Annotated in this window: 17 protein-coding genes; 9 read left to right on the top strand and 8 right to left on the bottom strand. The window is 71.0% G+C overall.

Translation table 11 applies throughout. From position 1 onward, the window contains the following. Positions 1-44 precede the first annotated feature (44 nt). Together IE277_RS18130 and IE277_RS18135 are read left to right on the top strand one after the other, a co-directional pair. Positions 45-512 (top strand): sec-independent translocase, encoded by a 468-nt coding sequence (locus IE277_RS18130; RefSeq protein WP_189953649.1) that lies wholly within the window; start codon positions 45-47, stop codon positions 510-512. 349 nt (positions 513-861) lie between these two features. Continuing rightward, the gene (locus IE277_RS18135; RefSeq protein ID WP_189953651.1) at positions 862-1,524 is read left to right on the top strand and encodes a hypothetical protein; all 663 of its coding nucleotides are present in this window, start codon (positions 862-864) and stop codon (positions 1,522-1,524) included. A 70-nt stretch (positions 1,525-1,594) separates the two neighbouring features. On the opposite strand, the gene IE277_RS18140 is transcribed toward IE277_RS18135, so the two are convergent. Genes IE277_RS18140 through IE277_RS18150 form a run of 3 tightly spaced genes read right to left on the bottom strand, consistent with a single transcriptional unit; the run spans position 1,595 to position 4,653 of the window. After that, positions 1,595-2,728, bottom strand: coding sequence for an Mrp/NBP35 family ATP-binding protein (locus tag IE277_RS18140; protein ID WP_189953653.1), 1,134 nt, complete (start codon positions 2,726-2,728; stop codon positions 1,595-1,597). Positions 2,729-2,771: 43 nt separating this feature from the next. Further along, the gene (locus IE277_RS18145) at positions 2,772-3,374 is read right to left on the bottom strand and encodes a DUF1003 domain-containing protein (protein ID WP_189953654.1); all 603 of its coding nucleotides are present in this window, start codon (positions 3,372-3,374) and stop codon (positions 2,772-2,774) included. Beyond that, positions 3,364-4,653 (bottom strand): magnesium transporter MgtE N-terminal domain-containing protein, encoded by a 1,290-nt coding sequence (locus IE277_RS18150; protein ID WP_189953656.1) that lies wholly within the window; start codon positions 4,651-4,653, stop codon positions 3,364-3,366. The genes IE277_RS18145 and IE277_RS18150 overlap by 11 nt, the downstream gene beginning before the upstream one ends. 238 nt (positions 4,654-4,891) lie before the next feature. Here IE277_RS18150 and IE277_RS18155 point away from each other — a divergent pair, with 238 nt between their 5' ends. Beyond that, positions 4,892-5,647, top strand: coding sequence for a hypothetical protein (locus tag IE277_RS18155; RefSeq protein ID WP_189953658.1), 756 nt, complete (start codon positions 4,892-4,894; stop codon positions 5,645-5,647). A 46-nt stretch (positions 5,648-5,693) separates the two neighbouring features. On the opposite strand, the gene IE277_RS18160 is transcribed toward IE277_RS18155, so the two are convergent. Next, positions 5,694-6,206: a hypothetical protein gene (locus IE277_RS18160; RefSeq protein WP_189953660.1), complete on the bottom strand. Its 513-nt coding sequence runs from the start codon at positions 6,204-6,206 to the stop codon at positions 5,694-5,696. Positions 6,207-6,230: 24 nt separating this feature from the next. Beyond that, positions 6,231-7,355: a magnesium and cobalt transport protein CorA gene (locus tag IE277_RS18165; protein WP_189953662.1), complete on the bottom strand. Its 1,125-nt coding sequence runs from the start codon at positions 7,353-7,355 to the stop codon at positions 6,231-6,233. A 460-nt stretch (positions 7,356-7,815) separates the two neighbouring features. On the opposite strand from IE277_RS18165, the gene IE277_RS18170 reads away from it, so the two are divergent. From IE277_RS18170 to IE277_RS18185, 4 genes are all read left to right on the top strand, one after another. Next, positions 7,816-8,400 carry a suppressor of fused domain protein gene (locus IE277_RS18170; RefSeq protein ID WP_189953664.1) on the top strand — a complete coding sequence of 195 codons (585 nt, stop codon included), beginning with the start codon at positions 7,816-7,818 and terminating at the stop codon, positions 8,398-8,400. Positions 8,401-8,573: 173 nt separating this feature from the next. Then, positions 8,574-9,215, top strand: coding sequence for a DUF6758 family protein (locus IE277_RS18175; RefSeq protein ID WP_189953666.1), 642 nt, complete (start codon positions 8,574-8,576; stop codon positions 9,213-9,215). Positions 9,216-9,425: 210 nt separating this feature from the next. Next, a complete protein-coding gene (locus tag IE277_RS18180) occupies positions 9,426-10,283 on the top strand; it encodes a PHP domain-containing protein (RefSeq protein WP_189953667.1) in 858 nt (285 codons plus the stop codon). 121 nt (positions 10,284-10,404) lie between these two features. Then, positions 10,405-11,010, top strand: coding sequence for a MarC family protein (locus IE277_RS18185; RefSeq protein WP_067128824.1), 606 nt, complete (start codon positions 10,405-10,407; stop codon positions 11,008-11,010). Positions 11,011-11,065: 55 nt separating this feature from the next. On the opposite strand, the gene IE277_RS18190 is transcribed toward IE277_RS18185, so the two are convergent. Continuing rightward, on the bottom strand, positions 11,066-11,218 hold the full coding sequence (locus IE277_RS18190) for a DUF8834 family protein (protein ID WP_189953669.1): 153 nt from the start codon (positions 11,216-11,218) through the stop codon (positions 11,066-11,068). A 207-nt stretch (positions 11,219-11,425) separates the two neighbouring features. Here IE277_RS18190 and IE277_RS18195 point away from each other — a divergent pair, with 207 nt between their 5' ends. After that, a complete protein-coding gene (locus tag IE277_RS18195; RefSeq protein ID WP_189953904.1) occupies positions 11,426-12,331 on the top strand; it encodes an NYN domain-containing protein in 906 nt (301 codons plus the stop codon). Positions 12,332-12,393: 62 nt separating this feature from the next. On the opposite strand, the gene IE277_RS18200 is transcribed toward IE277_RS18195, so the two are convergent. Both IE277_RS18200 and IE277_RS18205 read right to left on the bottom strand, forming a co-directional pair. Further along, complete coding sequence (locus IE277_RS18200; protein ID WP_189953671.1) at positions 12,394-13,275, bottom strand: alpha/beta fold hydrolase; 882 nt, start codon at positions 13,273-13,275, stop codon at positions 12,394-12,396. Positions 13,276-13,439: 164 nt separating this feature from the next. After that, positions 13,440-16,010 carry a DEAD/DEAH box helicase gene (locus IE277_RS18205; RefSeq protein ID WP_229881723.1) on the bottom strand — a complete coding sequence of 857 codons (2,571 nt, stop codon included), beginning with the start codon at positions 16,008-16,010 and terminating at the stop codon, positions 13,440-13,442. A 403-nt stretch (positions 16,011-16,413) separates the two neighbouring features. Here IE277_RS18205 and IE277_RS18210 point away from each other — a divergent pair, with 403 nt between their 5' ends. Then, entirely contained in the window at positions 16,414-17,151 is a 738-nt protein-coding gene (locus IE277_RS18210) for a ferritin-like fold-containing protein (RefSeq protein ID WP_189953673.1), read from the top strand. Positions 17,152-17,223 lie beyond the last annotated feature (72 nt).

The following is a 17,223-nucleotide window of genomic DNA, read 5'->3' on the forward strand; positions in this document are numbered from 1 at the left end:
GCCGGGTACCGTTGAGCGACCGAGGACATCACAAGGAGCGTCAGGTGTTCAATGACATAGGACCACTGGAGCTGGTGACGATCATCGTCCTCGCCGTGCTCGTCTTCGGTCCGGACAAGCTCCCCAAGGTCATCCAGGACGTGATGCGCACGATCCGGAAGATCCGCGAGTTCTCGGAGAGTGCCAAGCAGGACATCCGCAGCGAACTGGGCCCGGAATTCAAGGACTTCGAGTTCGAGGACCTCAACCCCAAGGCGTTCATCCGCAAGCAGCTGGACAACGACGAGCTGGGGCTGAAGGAGATCCGCAACGGCTTCGACATCAAGAAGGAGATGGCCGAGGTCACGGATGCCGTGCACGGCCGGGAGAGCGAGGCGTCGACCTCGTCTTCCGCGTCCTCCCCGTCCTCCTCGTCTTCGGCCGCCTCGTCCGGTGGCCGTATCGACATGACGAAGAAGCCCGAGGGGCCCGGCACGGACGAGCGGCCGCCGTTCGACGCGGACGCCACCTGACGCCGTACGCCGGCTGATGCCGTACGCCACCTGACGCCGTCGCCACCTGATGCCGTACGCCGGCTGATCCCGTAGGCTGGCGATGCCGTGCGCCCCCCTGATCCGGGACGGCGCCCGGCCCGGGTCGACACGCGCACACGGGCGCAAGCCGCGCACGTGACGCGCGTCATAGCACGGACCCGTCGCATACGGCCTGATCAGGACGTTCACAGGACCCACGCATCCAGGGCCTGCCCAGGCGTTCTCACCGGTGTGGATATGCTGCCGAGTTGTTGTGCGGACCGGAGGAGTACGCCCGAAGGGGGGCGGGCCGCCCCGGTCCGACGAGAGCGAGGAGGCGTCCGGGCAGATGGAGACGACGAGGGTGGGCGCGCAAGCGCCGGACGCGGCGGGCGGACAGCAGCTGCCCTCCGGTCGGCGCACGGCCGACGGTTACCTGAAGGCGCCCTTTTCCTGGTACGCGCTCGACGAGGCGTTCACCGGGCCGCGCTGGCTGATGCAGGTCGGTACGGCGGCCGACGGTGCCGTCGAGCACGGTTCGATCGGGCACGGTGACGAGCCCTCCGTACGGGGCGAGCTCGGCCCCGACGGGGAGTCGAGGGAGAAGTTCGCGGTGGTCGTCACGGTCGCCGCGCACCCGTCGCGCCGGAGCGCCGACGGTACGGGGCTGCTGGAGGCGACCTCGGTGTCCTCGGCCGCGTGGCTGGCCGGGGTGGGGCTGCTGTCGTTCACCTGGCCGGGGCAGATGGACCACACGCTGCGGGACGACTGGCTGGAGCAGCAGACGGAGACCGCGTGGGCCCTGGCCGACGATCTTGAGGGGCCGGAGTGGTCCCGGCTGTCGCTGCCGGTGGACGGGGTCGCGGCCTCTTTCTACTACCGGGAGTCGGAGTTCGGGTGGGTGCTCGCCGGTACGACCGAGGCGGGGGTGCACCTGGGGGCGTACGGGCGGGGTATGAGCGCGTACGGGCTCGGGTTCGCCGTGGTCAAGGACGTGTCCGCCTACGCGTGAACATCGCCTGCGCGTGAGTGGACAAGGGGCGCCGAAACCATCCGGCGCCCCTTCGTCGTAGGACCGGTGCTCAGAACTTGTTCTTCGGGGTGATCCCCAGGGACAGACCCGACAGGCCCCGCTGGCGGCCTCCGAGCTTGCCCGCGATGGCGCGCAGGGCCGAGCCCGCCGGGGAGTCCGGGTCGGTCAGCACCACCGGCTTGCCCTCGTCACCGCCCTCGCGCAGGCGGACGTCGATGGGGATGTTGCCGAGGACCGGGACCGTCGCACCCGTGGTGCGGGTGAGGCCGTCGGCGACCAGCTGGCCGCCGCCCGTGCCGAAGACGTCGACCATCTCGCCGCAGTGCGGGCAGGGCAGGCCGGACATGTTCTCGACCACGCCGACGATCTTCTGATGGGTCTGCACCGCGATGGAGCCGGCGCGCTCGGCCACCTCGGCCGCCGCCTGCTGGGGCGTCGTCACGACCAGGATCTCGGCGTTCGGGACCAGCTGGGCCACGGAGATCGCGATGTCGCCGGTGCCGGGCGGCAGATCCAGCAGCAGGACGTCCAGGTCGCCCCAGTACACATCCGCCAGGAACTGCTGCAGAGCCCGGTGCAGCATCGGGCCGCGCCAGACCACCGGGGCGTTGCCCGGGGTGAACATGCCGATGGAGATGACCTTCACGCCGTTCGCCGACGGCGGCATGATCATGTTCTCGACCTGGGTGGGACGGCCGTCCGCGCCCAGCATGCGCGGCACGCTGTGGCCGTAGATGTCGGCGTCGACGACGCCCACCTTCAGGCCGTCGGCGGCCATCGCCGCCGCGAGGTTGACCGTCACGGAGGACTTGCCGACGCCGCCCTTGCCGGAGGCGACCGCGTAGACGCGGGTGAGGCTGCCGGGCTTGGCGAAGGGGACCTCGCGCTCGGCCTGGCCGCCGCGCAGGGCGTTGGCCAGCTCCTTGCGCTGCTCGTCGCTCATCACGTCCAGCGTGACGTCGACGCCGGTGACGCCCTCGACCCGGGAGACCGCCTCGGTGACCCGCTGAGTGATCGTCTCGCGCATGGGGCAGCCGGAGACCGTCAGGTACACGGTGACCGCGACCATCCCGTCCTCCCCGATCTCCACCGATTTGACCATCCCCAGTTCGGTGATGGGTCGGTTGATCTCGGGGTCGTTCACCGTCGCCAGTGCCTCGCGCACCGCGTCTTCCGTAGCCATAAGGACGATGGTACGGCGCCCCGAGGGGCCTTCGGGATGCCCCTCAGCGGTCGTCTGTGTCACGTCCCGGCGACCGTTCTGGCCGTTCCGCCGGGAATACGACATGCCCGTCGTGACGGCGTCTGTGCTCCAGTTCCTTGACGAGGTCCTGCATCTCGGAGCGCATCCAGTCGCGGGTCGCGACCTCGCCGAGGCCGAGGCGCAGCGCGGCGATCTCCCGGGTCAGGTACTCGGTGTCGGCGATGGACCGCTCGTTCTGTTTGCGGTCCTGCTCCAGGTTGACCCGGTCGCGGTCGTCCTGTCTGTTCTGCGCGAGCAGGATCAGCGGGGCCGCGTAGGAGGCCTGCAGCGACAGCACCAGGGTCAGGAAGATGAACGGGTAGGTGTCGAAGCGCAGGTGCTGGGGCGCGGCGATGTTCCACACGACCCAGACGATGATGACGACCGTCATCCAGACGATGAAGCGGCCCGTGCCCAGGAAGCGGGCGATCTTCTCCGACAGCCGGCCGAAGGCCTCCGGGTCCCACTCGGGCAGGAACCGGTGGCGCGGCGGGCGCGGCTGGTCCAGCCGGGGCGTACGGGGCCGGGTGGCCGCCGTGGCGCCGGACGCTGTGCGCTCGCGGGTGGTCTCGCGCTCAGGAGCCATGCGGGGCCGCCCCCTCTTCCTCGTCCAGATGGAACTCGGTCTCCCGCCAGTCCTCGGGCAGCATGTGGTCCAGTACGTCGTCCACGGTCACAGCGCCGAGCAGCGACCCGGCCTCGTCCACCACGGGCGCCGCCACCATGTCGTACGTGGCGAAGAACCCGGCGATGACGGGCAGCGCGGCGCCCGGGGCCAGGGTCTGCAGATCCTCGTCCAGGAGCGAGCTGACCAGCGTGTACGGCGGATCGCGCAGCAGCCGCTGGAAGTGGACCGTGCCCAGGTACTTGCCGGTCGGGGTCTCGTCGGGCGGGCGGCAGACATAGACCTGGGCGGCGAGCGCGGGGGAGAGGTCGGGATTGCGGACCCGGGCGAGCGCGTCGGCGACCGTGGCGTCCGGGCGCAGCACGATCGGCTCGGTGGTCATCAGACCGCCGGCCGTGTGCTCCTCGTACGACATCAGGCGGCGCATGTCGGCCGCGTCGGCCGGCTGCATCAGGCTCAGCAGCCGCTCCTTGTCCTCCTCGGGCAGCTCGGAGAGCAGGTCGGCCGCGTCGTCGGGGTCCATGGCCTCCAGGACGTCCGCCGCACGCTCCTCCTTCAGCTTGCCGAGGATCTCGATCTGGTCGTCCTCCGGCAGCTCTTCGAGTACGTCGGCCAGGCGGTCGTCGTCGAGTGCGGCGGCGACCTCGGCCCGCCGCTTGGCGGAGAGGTGGTGCAGGACGTTGGCGAGGTCGGCGGGGCGCAGCTGCTCGAAGGTGGCGAGCAGGCTCTCGGCGCCCTGGCCGTGTTCCTCCAGGGAGAAGCCGGTGACGGCGGACCAGTCGGCGGTCAGCGTCTCGCCCTTGGCCCGCCGGAAGGCGCTGGCCTTCTTCCCCTTGCGGACGAAGACGCGGTCGACCTCCCAGTCCCGGCGGGCGGGCAGCTGCTGCACGGACACATCGAGGACGGTGACCTCCTCGCCGGTCTCCACCAGCGTCACCCGCCGGTCCAGCAGCTCCCCGAACACCAGCCGCTCGGTGGGCCGCTGCTCGAACCGCCGGACGTTCATCACGCCGGTGGTGATGACCTGCCCGGACTCGACGCCGGTGACCCGGGTCATGGGCAGGAAGATACGGCGCCGGGTGGTCAGTTCGACCACCAGCCCGAGCAGTCGCGGGGGTCTGCGGCCCACGCGCAGCATCACGACCAGATCGCGTACACGGCCCACCTGGTCGCCGTTCGGGTCGAAGACGGGGACCCCGGCGAGGTGCGAGACGAAGATCCGGGGGGCGCCGGCTGCCATGGCTGTGCTTCCTCTGCTGACGTGGGCTGGGAATCGCCCCTTTCTGGGGTGTTCCGCTTTCTTTACTGATGGATCAGGGAATTGCTCGTATTTGTCCGCACGGGTGCGCTTCAGGCTAGCCCGTACCGGTCGAATACGCCCTGGTGGGGAGTCCGGACGGACTGGCTCCGCCGGACGGCCGGGGCACGGGTACGCTGCGGTACGCCGCTCAGGAACCGTCAGAAAGGCGAGTCCATCCGTGACTGCGATTCCCCGGGGCCGTACCCGCAGGGCCGCGCTGGTGAGCGCGGCCTGTGCCCTCGCCGTGACGGGGGCGGCGGTGCTGACCGGGTGCGGGGGCGATGACCCGGACGCGGGGACGAACGGCGTGGGCAAGCTGTCCGCCACCGCGATCCAGGCGAAGACCCGGGCCGCCGCCAAGGGAGCGCCGGCGGTACGGCTGTCCGGGACCGTGGTCACCAGCGGCCGGACGTATCAGCTGGACATGCGGTTGAAGGCCGACGGCGGGACCGGGTCGGTGACCTCGAAGGGGGCGTCCTTCAAGCTGCTGCGGATCGGCGAGCAGCTGTACATGAAGGCGGACGCGGACTTCTGGAACCAGGCGGGCGGCCAGGGGGGCGGCGACGGCGGTGACGCGGCCGGCAAGCTGAACGGCAAGTATGTGAAGGTGCCGCAGGGCGATCCCGCGTACAAGAAGTTCAGCGGCTTCACCGACAAGGCCGTCCTCCTCGACGGGCTGCTCACATTGCACGGCACGCTCGCGACGGACGGCCATCACGACGACGACGGCACCCGCACCATCCGCATCTCGGGCGACAAGGGCGCCGGCGGCAGCCTCGATGTGTCCCTGGAAGGCACGCCGTATCCGGTCCGCCTGGCCCGCGCCGGCGGCGCCGGCACGCTCACCTTCTCCGACTGGGGCAAGGATTTCGCCGTGGCCGAGCCCGCGAAGGGGGAGACGGTGGATTACGGCAAGCAGCTGCCGACGTCGTAACGGAACTTCTCTCCGGGTGTCGAGCGTCCTTTCCTCGGCCCCCGCGCTACTTCTTCCGGCGTCGGGCCAGCAGCCGTGGCAGCGCCGCGGGTACCGGTCTGCGGGTCGTCGCCGGAGTCGTGACCGGAACGTCCGCCTGGCTGTCGGAAGGCAACGGCACCACGGACCCGGCCGGAGCCAGCCGCAGCACCCGGCACTCGCGTGCCCAGCGCGCCGGCATCTGTTCGCCGTCGGGGGCGTTCAGGCGCTTGCCCTTCAGCTCGGCCACCGCCGCCTCCCACTCGGCCGAGCCGGCCGTCAGCTCGGCCACGGTCGCCGGGAATGTCACCAGCCGGCCCCCCTTGTCCTTGCTGCGCACGGTCACCTCGGCAAAGCCCCCGCCGGTCAGCCCTTCGAGCGGCTGCTCACCGGGCCCGTCGCCGACCAGGCACACCGCGCCCTCGTGCCACACATGCCACAGCGCACGCGCGGCGGGGCTCCCCGCGCCCTTGACCCAGATGAGGCCGGACTTCTTCGCGGCCTCCTCGATGAGGGCCCGGTCGAGCAGCTCGCTTGTCATGCGCCCAGCCTATCCAGCACCTGCTCACAGCCAGCCGTTGCGCTTGAGCACCCGGTGGATGCCCACACACATGGCGATGGTGAGGCTCAGCACGAGCGGGTAGCCGTACTTCCAGTGCAGCTCCGGCATATGGTCGAAGTTCATGCCGTACACACCGGTCACCATCGTCGGCACGGCGATGATCGCGGCCCAGGCGGTGATCTTGCGCATGTCCTCGTTCTGCGCGACGGACGCCTGCGCGAGGTTGGCCTGGAGGATGGAGTTGAGGAGTTCGTCGAAGCCCAGCACCTGCTCCTGGACCCGGGCGAGATGGTCGGCGACGTCCCGGAAGTACTTCTGGATGTCCGGGTCGACCAGCCGCATCGGCCGCTCGCTCAGCAGCTGCATCGGGCGCAGCAGGGGAGCCACCGCGCGCTTGAACTCCAGTACCTCACGCTTGAGTTGGTAGATCTGCGCCGAGTCCACACCACGGGACACCCCGCCCTTGCGGCCCGGCGAGAAGACCTCGGTCTCCACGTCGTCGATGTCGTCCTGCACCGCGTCGGCGACCGCGACATAGCCGTCCACGACATGGTCGGCGATCGCGTGCAGTACCGCCGAGGGGCCCTTGGCGAGCAGCTCCGGGTCGTCCTGCAGCCGGTGCCGAAGCGCCCGGAGCGAACCCTGGCCGCCGTGCCGGACGGTGATGAAGAAGTCCCGGCCGGTGAAGCACATGACCTCGCCGGTCTCGACGACCTCGCTGGTGGCGGTGAGCCGGTCGTGCTCCACGTAGTGGATGGTCTTGAAGACGGTGAAGAGCGAGTCGTCGTACCGCTCCAGCTTGGGCCGCTGGTGGGCCTGTACCGCGTCCTCGACGGCCAGCGGGTGCAGCCCGAACTCGCTGGCGATACCGGCGAATTCGGCCTCCGTCGGCTCGTGCAGCCCGATCCACACGAAGCCGCCGTCCCGGCGCACCAGCCGCATCGCCTCGTGCGGGCTGAGCGGCTTGCCGCTCGCGACGCGGGTGCCTTCGCGGTAGACGGCGCAGTCCACGACGGCCGAGGGGGTGGCCGGGTCACGCGTGGTGTCGTACGACGACGTGCTCGCGGCCTTGCGCGGCGAGACACGGGACGGGCGGACAGCGGCACGCAGGTCGCGGATCATCGACATGGGCAGGCTCCTTCGCGACGGGCAGCGAAAGACCGCCGGCGACGGGTGGAACTACCCGGAATGGGGACGTCCTGACTGCGGGATGTTTGGCACGTCCACAAAGCGGGGAGCACCGCACCGTTGCGGTGGCGACTTCGCTACTGAAGCAGAATGATTCGGATCAGGCACAGCGAGATGACGTGCTCTTCCGATGGGCGATACGCACGGGAAGGCGGCAGCCAGCCAGAAACCAGCCAGTGACCAGATCAGCGGGCGGAAGAGCGAGTGGTACTGCACGGTCGACTTCGATCCATGACAGCCCCACCTCCTCCGGCCGGTCCCTCGTAAGGGAGTCCTCGGTGTCGGGACTTGACGGCGCGCTCTGCTTGCGTGCTGTCCCGAACCACCGGCTCAGCGTAGCAGTGACCCGAACTGTCAAGGCGCCGCTTTGCCCGCTGCTGACGAGTTCTATGCTCGCGGCATGGTTGATGTTCTCCCTCTGGTCGAGGCACGGTTGACCACCGCGCTGGGCGCGCCGGACGCGCGCGCCGCCGTCACCTTCCTCGGCACGGACCGCATCGAGGTGCTCCGGTTCCAGGAGGGGGACGTCGTCCGCTACGCCACCCTCGGGATGTCCGCGCAGCCCATGGCCGACCCCACCGCGATGCTTGCCGACCCGGTCAAGGGCCCCCGCGCCGAGCTGGTCCTCTCCGTCCGCGCGGGACTCGCCGACACCGACAAGGTGCTCCGGCCGCTCGCCGTGCTGGCCGCGTCCCCGCAGGTGGAAGGCCTGATCGTGACACCGGGTGCCTCTTTGGACGTCGGTGACCCGCTGTGGCCCGGCGCCCCCTTCACCTCGGTCCTGGTGGGCGAGCCCGGCGGTCTGGTCGAGGATCTGGAACTGGACGACCCGATGGAGCCCGTGCGGTTCCTGCCGCTGCTGCCGATGACCCCGAACGAGGCGGCCTGGAAGCGGGTGCACGGCGCGCAGGCCCTCCAGGAGCGCTGGCTGGCGAACGGCACGGACCTCAGGGATCCCGTCCGCAGGTCCGTCCCGCTGGAGTGAGCAAGCTCACCAAGCCCCGTCCCTGACGGGCCAGTTGGCAAAGGCGCCACGATCGGGCGAAGTTAGCCCGTCTAATAAATGCAATATACATGCAAGTCCTCGCGGTCAAGGCTTCCGCCCGGACGGGTGATCGTCCTTGACGTGGGCGGGCCGGGGTAGGACCGTGGAGCCCTATGAGGGGCGAACCCAGTTGCCCGAGGTGTGGTGGCCGGGTCAGGGCTCCCGGTCTCTTCGCCGATTCGTGGCAGTGCGATGTGCACGGCACGGTGTATCCGCTGCAGCCCGTGATCCCGCCCAGTGTCGAAGCCCTCGGTGCCGTTCTGCACCGCACCCACGTCCCGGTGTGGATGCCCTGGCCGCTGCCGGTCGGCTGGCTGTTCACCGGCGTCGCCTACGCGGGCGACGACCGCAGCGGCGGCCGCGGGACCGCCGTCGCCTGCTCCGGCCCCGGCCCGCTCGGCGGCCCCGGTGAACTCATCCTGGTCGCCGAGGAACTCGGCGTCGGACTCGGCGCGCGGTACGCGGGCATCGACAGCCCCGACCCGGGGTCGTACATGAACATCGAGAAGCCGCCCGAGGCCAAGGTCCTCGCCGCCGGCCGCCCGACCCCGCTCTGGCATGTCTACCGCACCCCCGACGACCGCGCGGTCTTCGCCGGCGAGGCGCTCGGGATGTGGGTCTGGGCGGTGATGTGGCCCGAGCAGTCCGGCCTGCTCATGTACGACGAGCTGGTGCTGACGGATCTGCGGGACGTGGGCGCGGAGCTGGATCTGGTGCCGTGCGGGGCGTTGTCGCCGCGCTTGCTCCGGCCGTAGCGCCCACGGGGGTGCCGGGTGCTGTGTGGTGGATGCCGGGTGCCGTGTGGTGGCGGGTGCGGGTTTGTGGTGGGTTGCTCGCGCAGTTCCCCGCGCCCCTGAGGGCGTTGCAGTAGGGGGCACTATATGGTTGCGGGTGTGACAGGGGGCTTGAAAACCCGGCTATCCTTAGGTGTCCCCTTCCGTCCGTCACCGCCTGGAGCGAGCGCTGTGCGTATCGATCTGCACTGTCACTCCACGGCCTCCGACGGTACGGACACCCCCGCCCAGCTGGTGCGCAATGCCGCCGCGAGCGGGCTGGACGTCGTGGCGCTGACCGATCACGACACCACCCGTGGGTACGCCGAGGCGATCGCCGCGCTGCCCCGCGGGCTGACCCTGGTCACCGGCGCCGAGCTGTCCTGCCGGATCGACGGCGTCTCCATGCATCTGCTGGCCTACCTCTTCGACCCCGAGGAGCCCGCCCTGCTCGCCGAGCGCGAGCTGGTGCGCGACGACCGGGTGCCGCGGGCCAAGGGCATGATCGCCAAGCTCGGCGCGCTGGGCGTGCCGGTCACCTGGGAGCAGGTCGAGCGGATCGCCGCCGGCGGTTCCGTGGGGCGCCCGCACATCGCGACCGCACTGGTCGAGCTGGGCGTCGTGCCGACCGTGAGCGACGCGTTCACCGAGGAGTGGCTGGCCGACGGCGGCCGGGCCTTCGTGGAGAAGCACGAGACCGACCCCTTCGAGGCGATCCGGCTGGTCAAGGGCGCGGGCGGGGTCTGCGTGTTCGCGCATCCGGCCGCCGCCAAGCGTGGTCGTACGGTCCCGGACTTCCGGATCGCGGAGATGGCCGAGGCCGGCCTGGACGGCATCGAGGTCGATCACATGGACCACGACGTCGACGCCCGCGACCGGCTGCGGGGCCTGGCCAAGGAGCTGGATCTGCTGGTCACGGGCTCCTCGGACTACCACGGCAGCCGCAAGACCGTGTCGCTGGGCGCGTACACGACCGACCCCGAGGTGTACGGGGAGATCACCCGGCGGGCCACCGGGGCGTTCCCCGTCCCGGGGACCGGCGGAGCCTGAGGCTCGCACGCTCACTCTTCCGGCACCTGCCGGCACTCTTCCGCGCAGCGGCTCCTGACGGGGCCGGCCCGCGCTCCCTCACGCCCGTAGTTCTTCTTCCAGCAAGGCCTGTGCTTCCCCCATGTTCGACATCGCCGTCTTCGGTTCCCTGTTCCTGACCCTGTTCGTCATCATGGATCCCCCGGGGATCACCCCGATCTTCCTCGCCCTCACCGCGGGCCGTCCGGCCAAGGTGCAAAAGCGCATGGCCTTCCAGGCCGTGTGCGTGGCGGGCGGGGTCATCGCCACCTTCGGCGTCCTCGGCCACCAGATCCTGAACTATCTGCACGTCTCCGTCCCCGCGCTGATGATCGCGGGCGGACTGCTGCTCCTGCTGATCGCGCTGGACCTGCTCACCGGCAAGACGGACGAGCCGAAGCAGACCAAGGACGTGAACGTGGCGCTCGTACCGCTCGGCATGCCGCTGCTGGCCGGGCCCGGCGCGATCGTGTCCGTGATCCTCGCCGTGCAGAAGGCCGACAGCGTGGCCACACAGATCTCGGTGTGGTCCGCGATCCTCGCGATCCATGTCGTGCTGTGGCTGGTGATGCGTTACTCGCTGCTGATCATCCGGGTCATCAAGGACGGCGGTGTCGTGCTGGTGACGCGGCTCGCCGGCATGATGCTCTCCGCGATCGCCGTCCAGCAGATCATCAACGGCGTCACTCAGGTGATCCGGGGGAGCTGAGCCGTCGTCGGCCCGGCGCCCCCGGAAAGCTTGAGTGGCGCTGCACGCGTGAGCGTTACGAGGCCTTGGTCTCGGCCGGGCGGATCCACAGGCGCTGTCCGATGGCGGCGGCCTGCTGAACGATCCGGTTGACGGAGGCGGCGTCCACGACGGTGCTGTCCACGGCGGTGCCGTCGACCTCGTCGAGTCGCAGGATTTCGAAGCGCATGGGCTTCTCCCTTCGTCTGGTCATCCTCCTGAGGAGAACTACTCGGTGTGCCGGAGCTGTCTCCGGCCTCGTGTGTAGTCAACGAGCTGCAGGTTACAAACATTCCCTACGCTAAAGAAATTTTTCGAACGGCTAATTACTGACCGGTAAGCATCGTCGGCGGGGCCAACCGGGACCGGTTGTGTTCGCAGCGTGACCACCGGGACAATGGAGGCGATGAACGACGACCTGGCGGCCCTGGGCGCCCGCATCGACCACACCAACGAGCTGCTGGAACGCATGCTCGCCGAGGTGGCGAAGACGCCCTCCACCCACGCGATCTTCGTCGACGCGGGGTATCTGTACGCCGCCGCCGGCCGACTCGTCGCCGGTACCGAGGACCGGCGCGCCTTCGACCTGGACGCCGAAGGCCTGATCGAGGCACTCATCGACCGGGCCCGCTCGGTCTTCGCGGACAGCCGCCTGCTGCGCGTGTACTGGTACGACGGCGCCCGCCGGCGCATCCACACCGCCGAGCAGCAGACCATCGCCGAACTGCCCGACGTCAAGGTCCGCCTGGGCAACCTCAACGCGAACAACCAGCAGAAGGGCGTCGACTCACTGATCCGCAGCGATCTGGAATCCCTCGCCCGGCACCGCGCCATCAGCGACGCGGCACTCCTCGGCGGCGACGAGGACCTGGTCTCGGCGGTCGAGGCGGCGCAGGGGTACGGCGCCCGGGTCCACCTCTGGGGCATCGAGGCCCCAGAGGGCCGCAACCAGGCGGAACCCCTCCTCTGGGAGGTCGACAGCCAGCGCACCCTCGACCTCGACTTCTTCAAGCCGTACGTCTCCCGCCGCACGGCCGCCGCCTACGAGGCCACCGCCGGCACCCGCCCCAGCCGCGAGGACGTCCGCTTCGTCGGCGCCCAGATCGCCGCGAAATGGCTGGCCGCGCGGGGCCGCGAGGCCCTGGCCGACCTCCTCCCCGGCCACCCCTACCTCCCCGGCTCCGTCGACCAGGACCTGCTGGTCGAGGCCGAGAGCCTGCTCCAGTACTCCCTGCGCGGCCAGGCAGACCTCCGCCGCGCCCTCAGGGACGGCTTCTGGGGCCATCTGCAGGGCCAGTACTAGGGCGTGTTGCGAAGTCCCGTCGTCTGCCCGGAGGGCGGCAGGCGGGACTTTCGCAACACGCCCTAGCGCTCTGTGCCGGCGGTGTCCCAGAAGTCGGCGATCGCGCGGGCCGTGGCCAGGGGCTGGTCGGTGTTGGGGGAGTGCTCGGCGTTCTCGATCACCGTCCGCCGCGCGTCCAGCCGTACCGCCATCTCGTCCAGCAGGGGCACCGGCCAGGTGTCGTCCCGCGAGCCCGACAGGACGTGGAACGGCAGCGGTACGGCGGCGAGTTCCGCGACGCGGTCCGGTTCCGTGCACAACTGGCGCCCGGTGGCGTTGAGTTGGGCGGGCGTGGTGCCCAGCCAGCGGCGCCGCAGGTCGTCCCGGTCGTCGAGACCGTCGTCGAGCGCCGGCGTCTCGGTCTCCTCGGGCGTCTCCATCGCCTGGATCGCGTCCCACACGTCCGCCATGTCCATCACCCCGAGCGCGTCCCGCAGCAGCTTCACGCGCTGCTGCTGGGACTCCGAGATCTGCGCGGGACCGGAGGCCATGAGCGTCAGCGAGCGGAAGGGGGCGTGGTCGAGCAGGACGGCCGCGCGTGAGATCTGCCCGCCGAGGGAGTGACCCAGCAGATGCACCGGCTGCCCGAGCGCCTCGGCCTGTGCCACCACGTCCCGCGCCAACTCCCGCTGTGCGTAAGCGGATTCATCGGTCTCGGGTCCGTCCGACTCGTACTGGCCGCGCCCGTCGACGGCCACGGTCCGGTATCCGCGCCGCGCGAGCGGCACATGCAGCGGATTGAAGTCCTCCTTGCTCCCGGTGAACCCCGGCAGCAACAGCGCGACACCCCGGGGCTCGACACCGTCGGCCACGGGAGCGTCGACGACGGCGAACTCGCCGCGCGTGGTCCGCAGCGCGTACGCACGGGCACCGGGCGGCGGGACAAAGGTGGAGGGCCTGCTCATGGGGAGAGGCTATCGGGCGGCCACGAACACCTGGGAGGAGGCAGGGGGTAGCACCGCGCCGGGGCGGCCTGCGGGGCTGGGGGCGTGGGACGCCGGCGTGCCGGACGTGCGACGGCCCGGCCCACAGGGAGTGGGCCGGGCCGTTCGTGACGCGGGGTGCCGGATCAGCCTTCGGTGACCTCGACGGCCGCCGCGGCCTTGCGGGCACGGCGACGCGGCTTGGCCTCCGGCTCCTCGGTGGCCTGCGCCGGAATCCCGGCACCGGCCGCTTCGGCGACGGCCTTGCGGGTCCGCCGCACCTTGGGCGCGGCCACCTCGGCGGCACCGTCCGCGTCGGCGACGGCGGCGGCCGTCTTCCGGGTGCGGCGGGGCTTGGCCTCGGCTTCGGGGGCCGCCTCGGCGGTTGCTGCGGCCTTGCGGGTGCGGCGCGGCTTGGCCTCCGTGCCTTCGGCGGTGTCCGCGGCGGCTTCGGCAGCGGCGGCCGTCTTGCGGGTGCGGCGGGGCTTGGCCTCGGCCTCGGGGGTCTCGGCGGGCTCCGTGGCGGCAGCGGCCTTGCGGGTGCGGCGCGGCTTGGCCTCGGCCTCGGGGGTTTCCGTCGCCTCCGGGGCAGCGGCTGCGGCCTTGCGGGTGCGGCGCGGCTTGGCCTCCGTGCCTTCGGCGGTGTCCGCGGCGGCTTCGGCAGCGGCGGCCGTCTTGCGGGTGCGGCGGGGCTTGGCCTCGGCTTCGGGGGTCTCGGCGGGCTCCGTGGCGGCAGCGGCCTTGCGGGTGCGACGCGGCTTGGCCTCCGTGGCCTCGGCCGTGTCCACGGCGGCCTCGGCGGCTGCCGTTGCCTTGCGCGTGCGGCGCGGCTTGGTCGCCGGGGCGGGCTCAGCCACGGTCTCGGCGGTCTCGGCCGTCTCGACGGCCGTCTCCGCGGCGGACGCGGCCGTCTTGCGGGTGCGGCGGCGCGGCTTGGCCTCCGGCGCTTCCGCGGTCACGGCCTCCGCCACCGGCACGGTCTCCACCGGCGTCACGGCCGTCTCGGCCACGGTCTCGACGACCGGCGCCGTCGGCTCCGCCGACTTGCGGGTGCGGCGGCGGCGCGGCTTCTCCAGGGTGTCCGGCGCGGCCGGGGCCTCCACCGTGTCCACCGTCTCGACGGCGGCCTCGCTGGCCTCGGCGGTGACGGGCACCGGCTCCGCCGACGCTCCGCCGCGCGTACGCCGACGGCGGCGCAGGGCGCGGGGTGCCGCGGGGGACTCCTCCGCCAGGCCGGACTCGGCGGCCGGCGCCGGGGCGGTCGTAGCGACCGGGGCGTCGGTGGTGGCCTCCAGCGGAGAGCCACCGCGCGTGCGGCGACGGCGGCGCGGCGTACGGGACGGACGCTCGCGCTCGGCCGGGGCGGCAGCGGACTCGCCACGGCCGCCGCGGTCACCGCGGCCCCGGCCGCGAGCGCCACGCCCGCCGGTCTCGCCGAGGTCCTCCAGCTCCTCCGCCGCAAGGCCCGCCCGGGTCCGCTCCGAGCGCGGCAGGATGCCCTTCGTGCCGGCGGGGATGCCGAGGTCGGAGAACAGGTGCGGGGAGGTGGAGTACGTCTCCACCGGGTCGTTGAAGTCCAGCTCCAGCGCCTTGTTGATCAGCTGCCAGCGCGGGATGTCGTCCCAGTCGACGAACGTGATCGCCGTACCCTTCGCGCCCGCGCGGCCCGTACGGCCGATGCGGTGCAGATACGTCTTCTCGTCCTCGGGGGACTGGTAGTTGACGACGTGGGTCACACCCTCGACGTCGATACCGCGCGCGGCCACGTCGGTGCAGACCAGGACGTCGACCTTGCCGTTGCGGAACGCGCGCAGCGCCTGCTCACGGGCGCCCTGGCCGAGGTCGCCGTGGACCGCGCCGGAGGCGAAACCGCGGCGCTGCAGCTGCTCGGCGATGTCGGCGGCCGTGCGCTTGGTGCGGCAGAAGATCATCGCGAGCCCGCGGCCGTCGGCCTGCAGGATGCGGGCGACCATCTCCGGCTTGTCCATGGAGTGACCGCGGTACACGAACTGCTTGATGTTCGCGACCGTCGCGCCCTCGTCGTCCGGCGCGGTGGCGCGGATGTGGGTGGGCCGGGACATGTAGCGGCGCGCGAGGCCGATGACCGCGCCCGGCATGGTCGCCGAGAACAGCATGGTCTGGCGCTTGACCGGCAGCATGTCGATGATCTTCTCGACATCGGGCAGGAAGCCCAGGTCGAGCATCTCGTCGGCCTCGTCGAGGACCAGGCACTTGACGTGCTTCAGGTTCAGCTTCTTCTGGCCCGCGAGGTCCAGCAGCCGGCCCGGGGTGCCGACGACCACGTCGACGCCCTTCTTCAGGGCCTCCACCTGCGGCTCGTAGGCCCGGCCGCCGTAGATCGCCGTCACGCGTACGTTACGGACCTTGCCGGCCGTCAGCAGGTCGTTGGTGACCTGGGTGCACAGCTCGCGTGTGGGGACGACGACGAGGGCCTGCGGGGCGTCCGTGAGGGCCTCGGGGGCGGCACGGCCGGCCTCCACGTCGGCGGGGACGGTGACGCGCTCAAGGAGCGGGAGACCGAAGCCCAGCGTCTTGCCGGTGCCGGTCTTCGCCTGGCCGATGACATCCGTGCCGGACAGGGCGACGGGGAGCGTCATCTCCTGGATGGGGAAGGGAGTGATGATGCCGACGGCTTCCAGGGCCTCGGCGGTCTCGGGAAGGATTCCGAGTTCTCGAAACGTGGTAGTCAGGGTCATGCCTCTTCTGTGTGCGCGGTGCGAGGCGAGCGCGGGGGTCATGACTGACCGTGCCGGGGACGTCGGCTGCCGTACGGGCGAACCACTCGGGCAAGCCGTAAGACACGGGACCTCTGCCGACGCTCTAGCGCTCGTACCGCTGAGGGTCCCTCCTGTCGTCGTACGGTCATCGCCGTACGGCCAGGGAGGGCTGTCGGGTCGGAGCCGATCGGGCCAACGACCGGGCATCCTCATACATGCGCCCTGTCGGGAGACGTCGAACAGTGTCGATGCACTCTGGCAGGCGCATTACCACCATACCCCGGAATCGCGCACATGCGATGGCCGATTTGGTCACGTCATGGTGGTCACACTGATCCACCAGGACCTTCCGAGGTCGCGCAAGCGGGCTATTGTGCGCCTCATGACTAGCTCTGACAAGGCTGAGAACGACTCCGCAGCACCCACGGGCGTCGCCGCCCAGGACTGGGCGCAGGCCTCCGCCGAGCCGCAGTACCGCGCCGCGGTCGTGGATCTGCTCGGCGCGCTCGCGTACGGGGAACTGGCGGCGTTCGAGCGGCTCGCGGAGGACGCGAAGCTGGCGCCGACCCTCGGGGACAAGGCGGAGCTGGCGAAGATGGCCTCGGCGGAGTTCCATCACTTCGAGCGGCTGCGGGACCGGCTGACCGAGATCGGCGAGGAGCCGACGGCCGCGATGGACCCGTTCGTCGCCGCGCTCGACGGCTTCCACAAGCAGACCGCGCCCTCGGACTGGCTGGAGGGCCTGGTCAAGGCGTACGTCGGCGACTCGATCGCGAGCGACTTCTACCGGGAGGTCGCGGCCCGGCTCGACTCCGACACCCGGGAACTGGTTCTGGCCGTTCTCGACGACACCGGGCACGCCGAGTTCGCGGTGGAGAAGGTGCGGGCCGCCATCGACGCCGACCCGCGCGTGGGCGGCCGGCTGGCGCTGTGGGCGCGGCGGCTGATGGGCGAGGCGCTGTCGCAGTCCCAGCGGGTTGTCGCCGACAGGGACGCGCTGTCGACGATGCTCGTGGGCGGCGTGGCCGACGGGTTCGATCTCGCGGAGGTCGGGCGGATGTTCTCGCGGATCACTGAGGCGCACACGAAGCGGATGGCTGCGCTGGGCCTGGCGGCCTGAGAGCGGGGGCGCTCGGTGGGGGTGGGTGCGGTGAGTTGTGCGGCTGCGGGTCCGTTCGGGCCGGTCGCGCAG

This window comes from Streptomyces alanosinicus (assembly GCF_014650595.1).
Classification (GTDB): Bacteria; Actinomycetota; Actinomycetes; order Streptomycetales; family Streptomycetaceae; genus Streptomyces; species Streptomyces alanosinicus.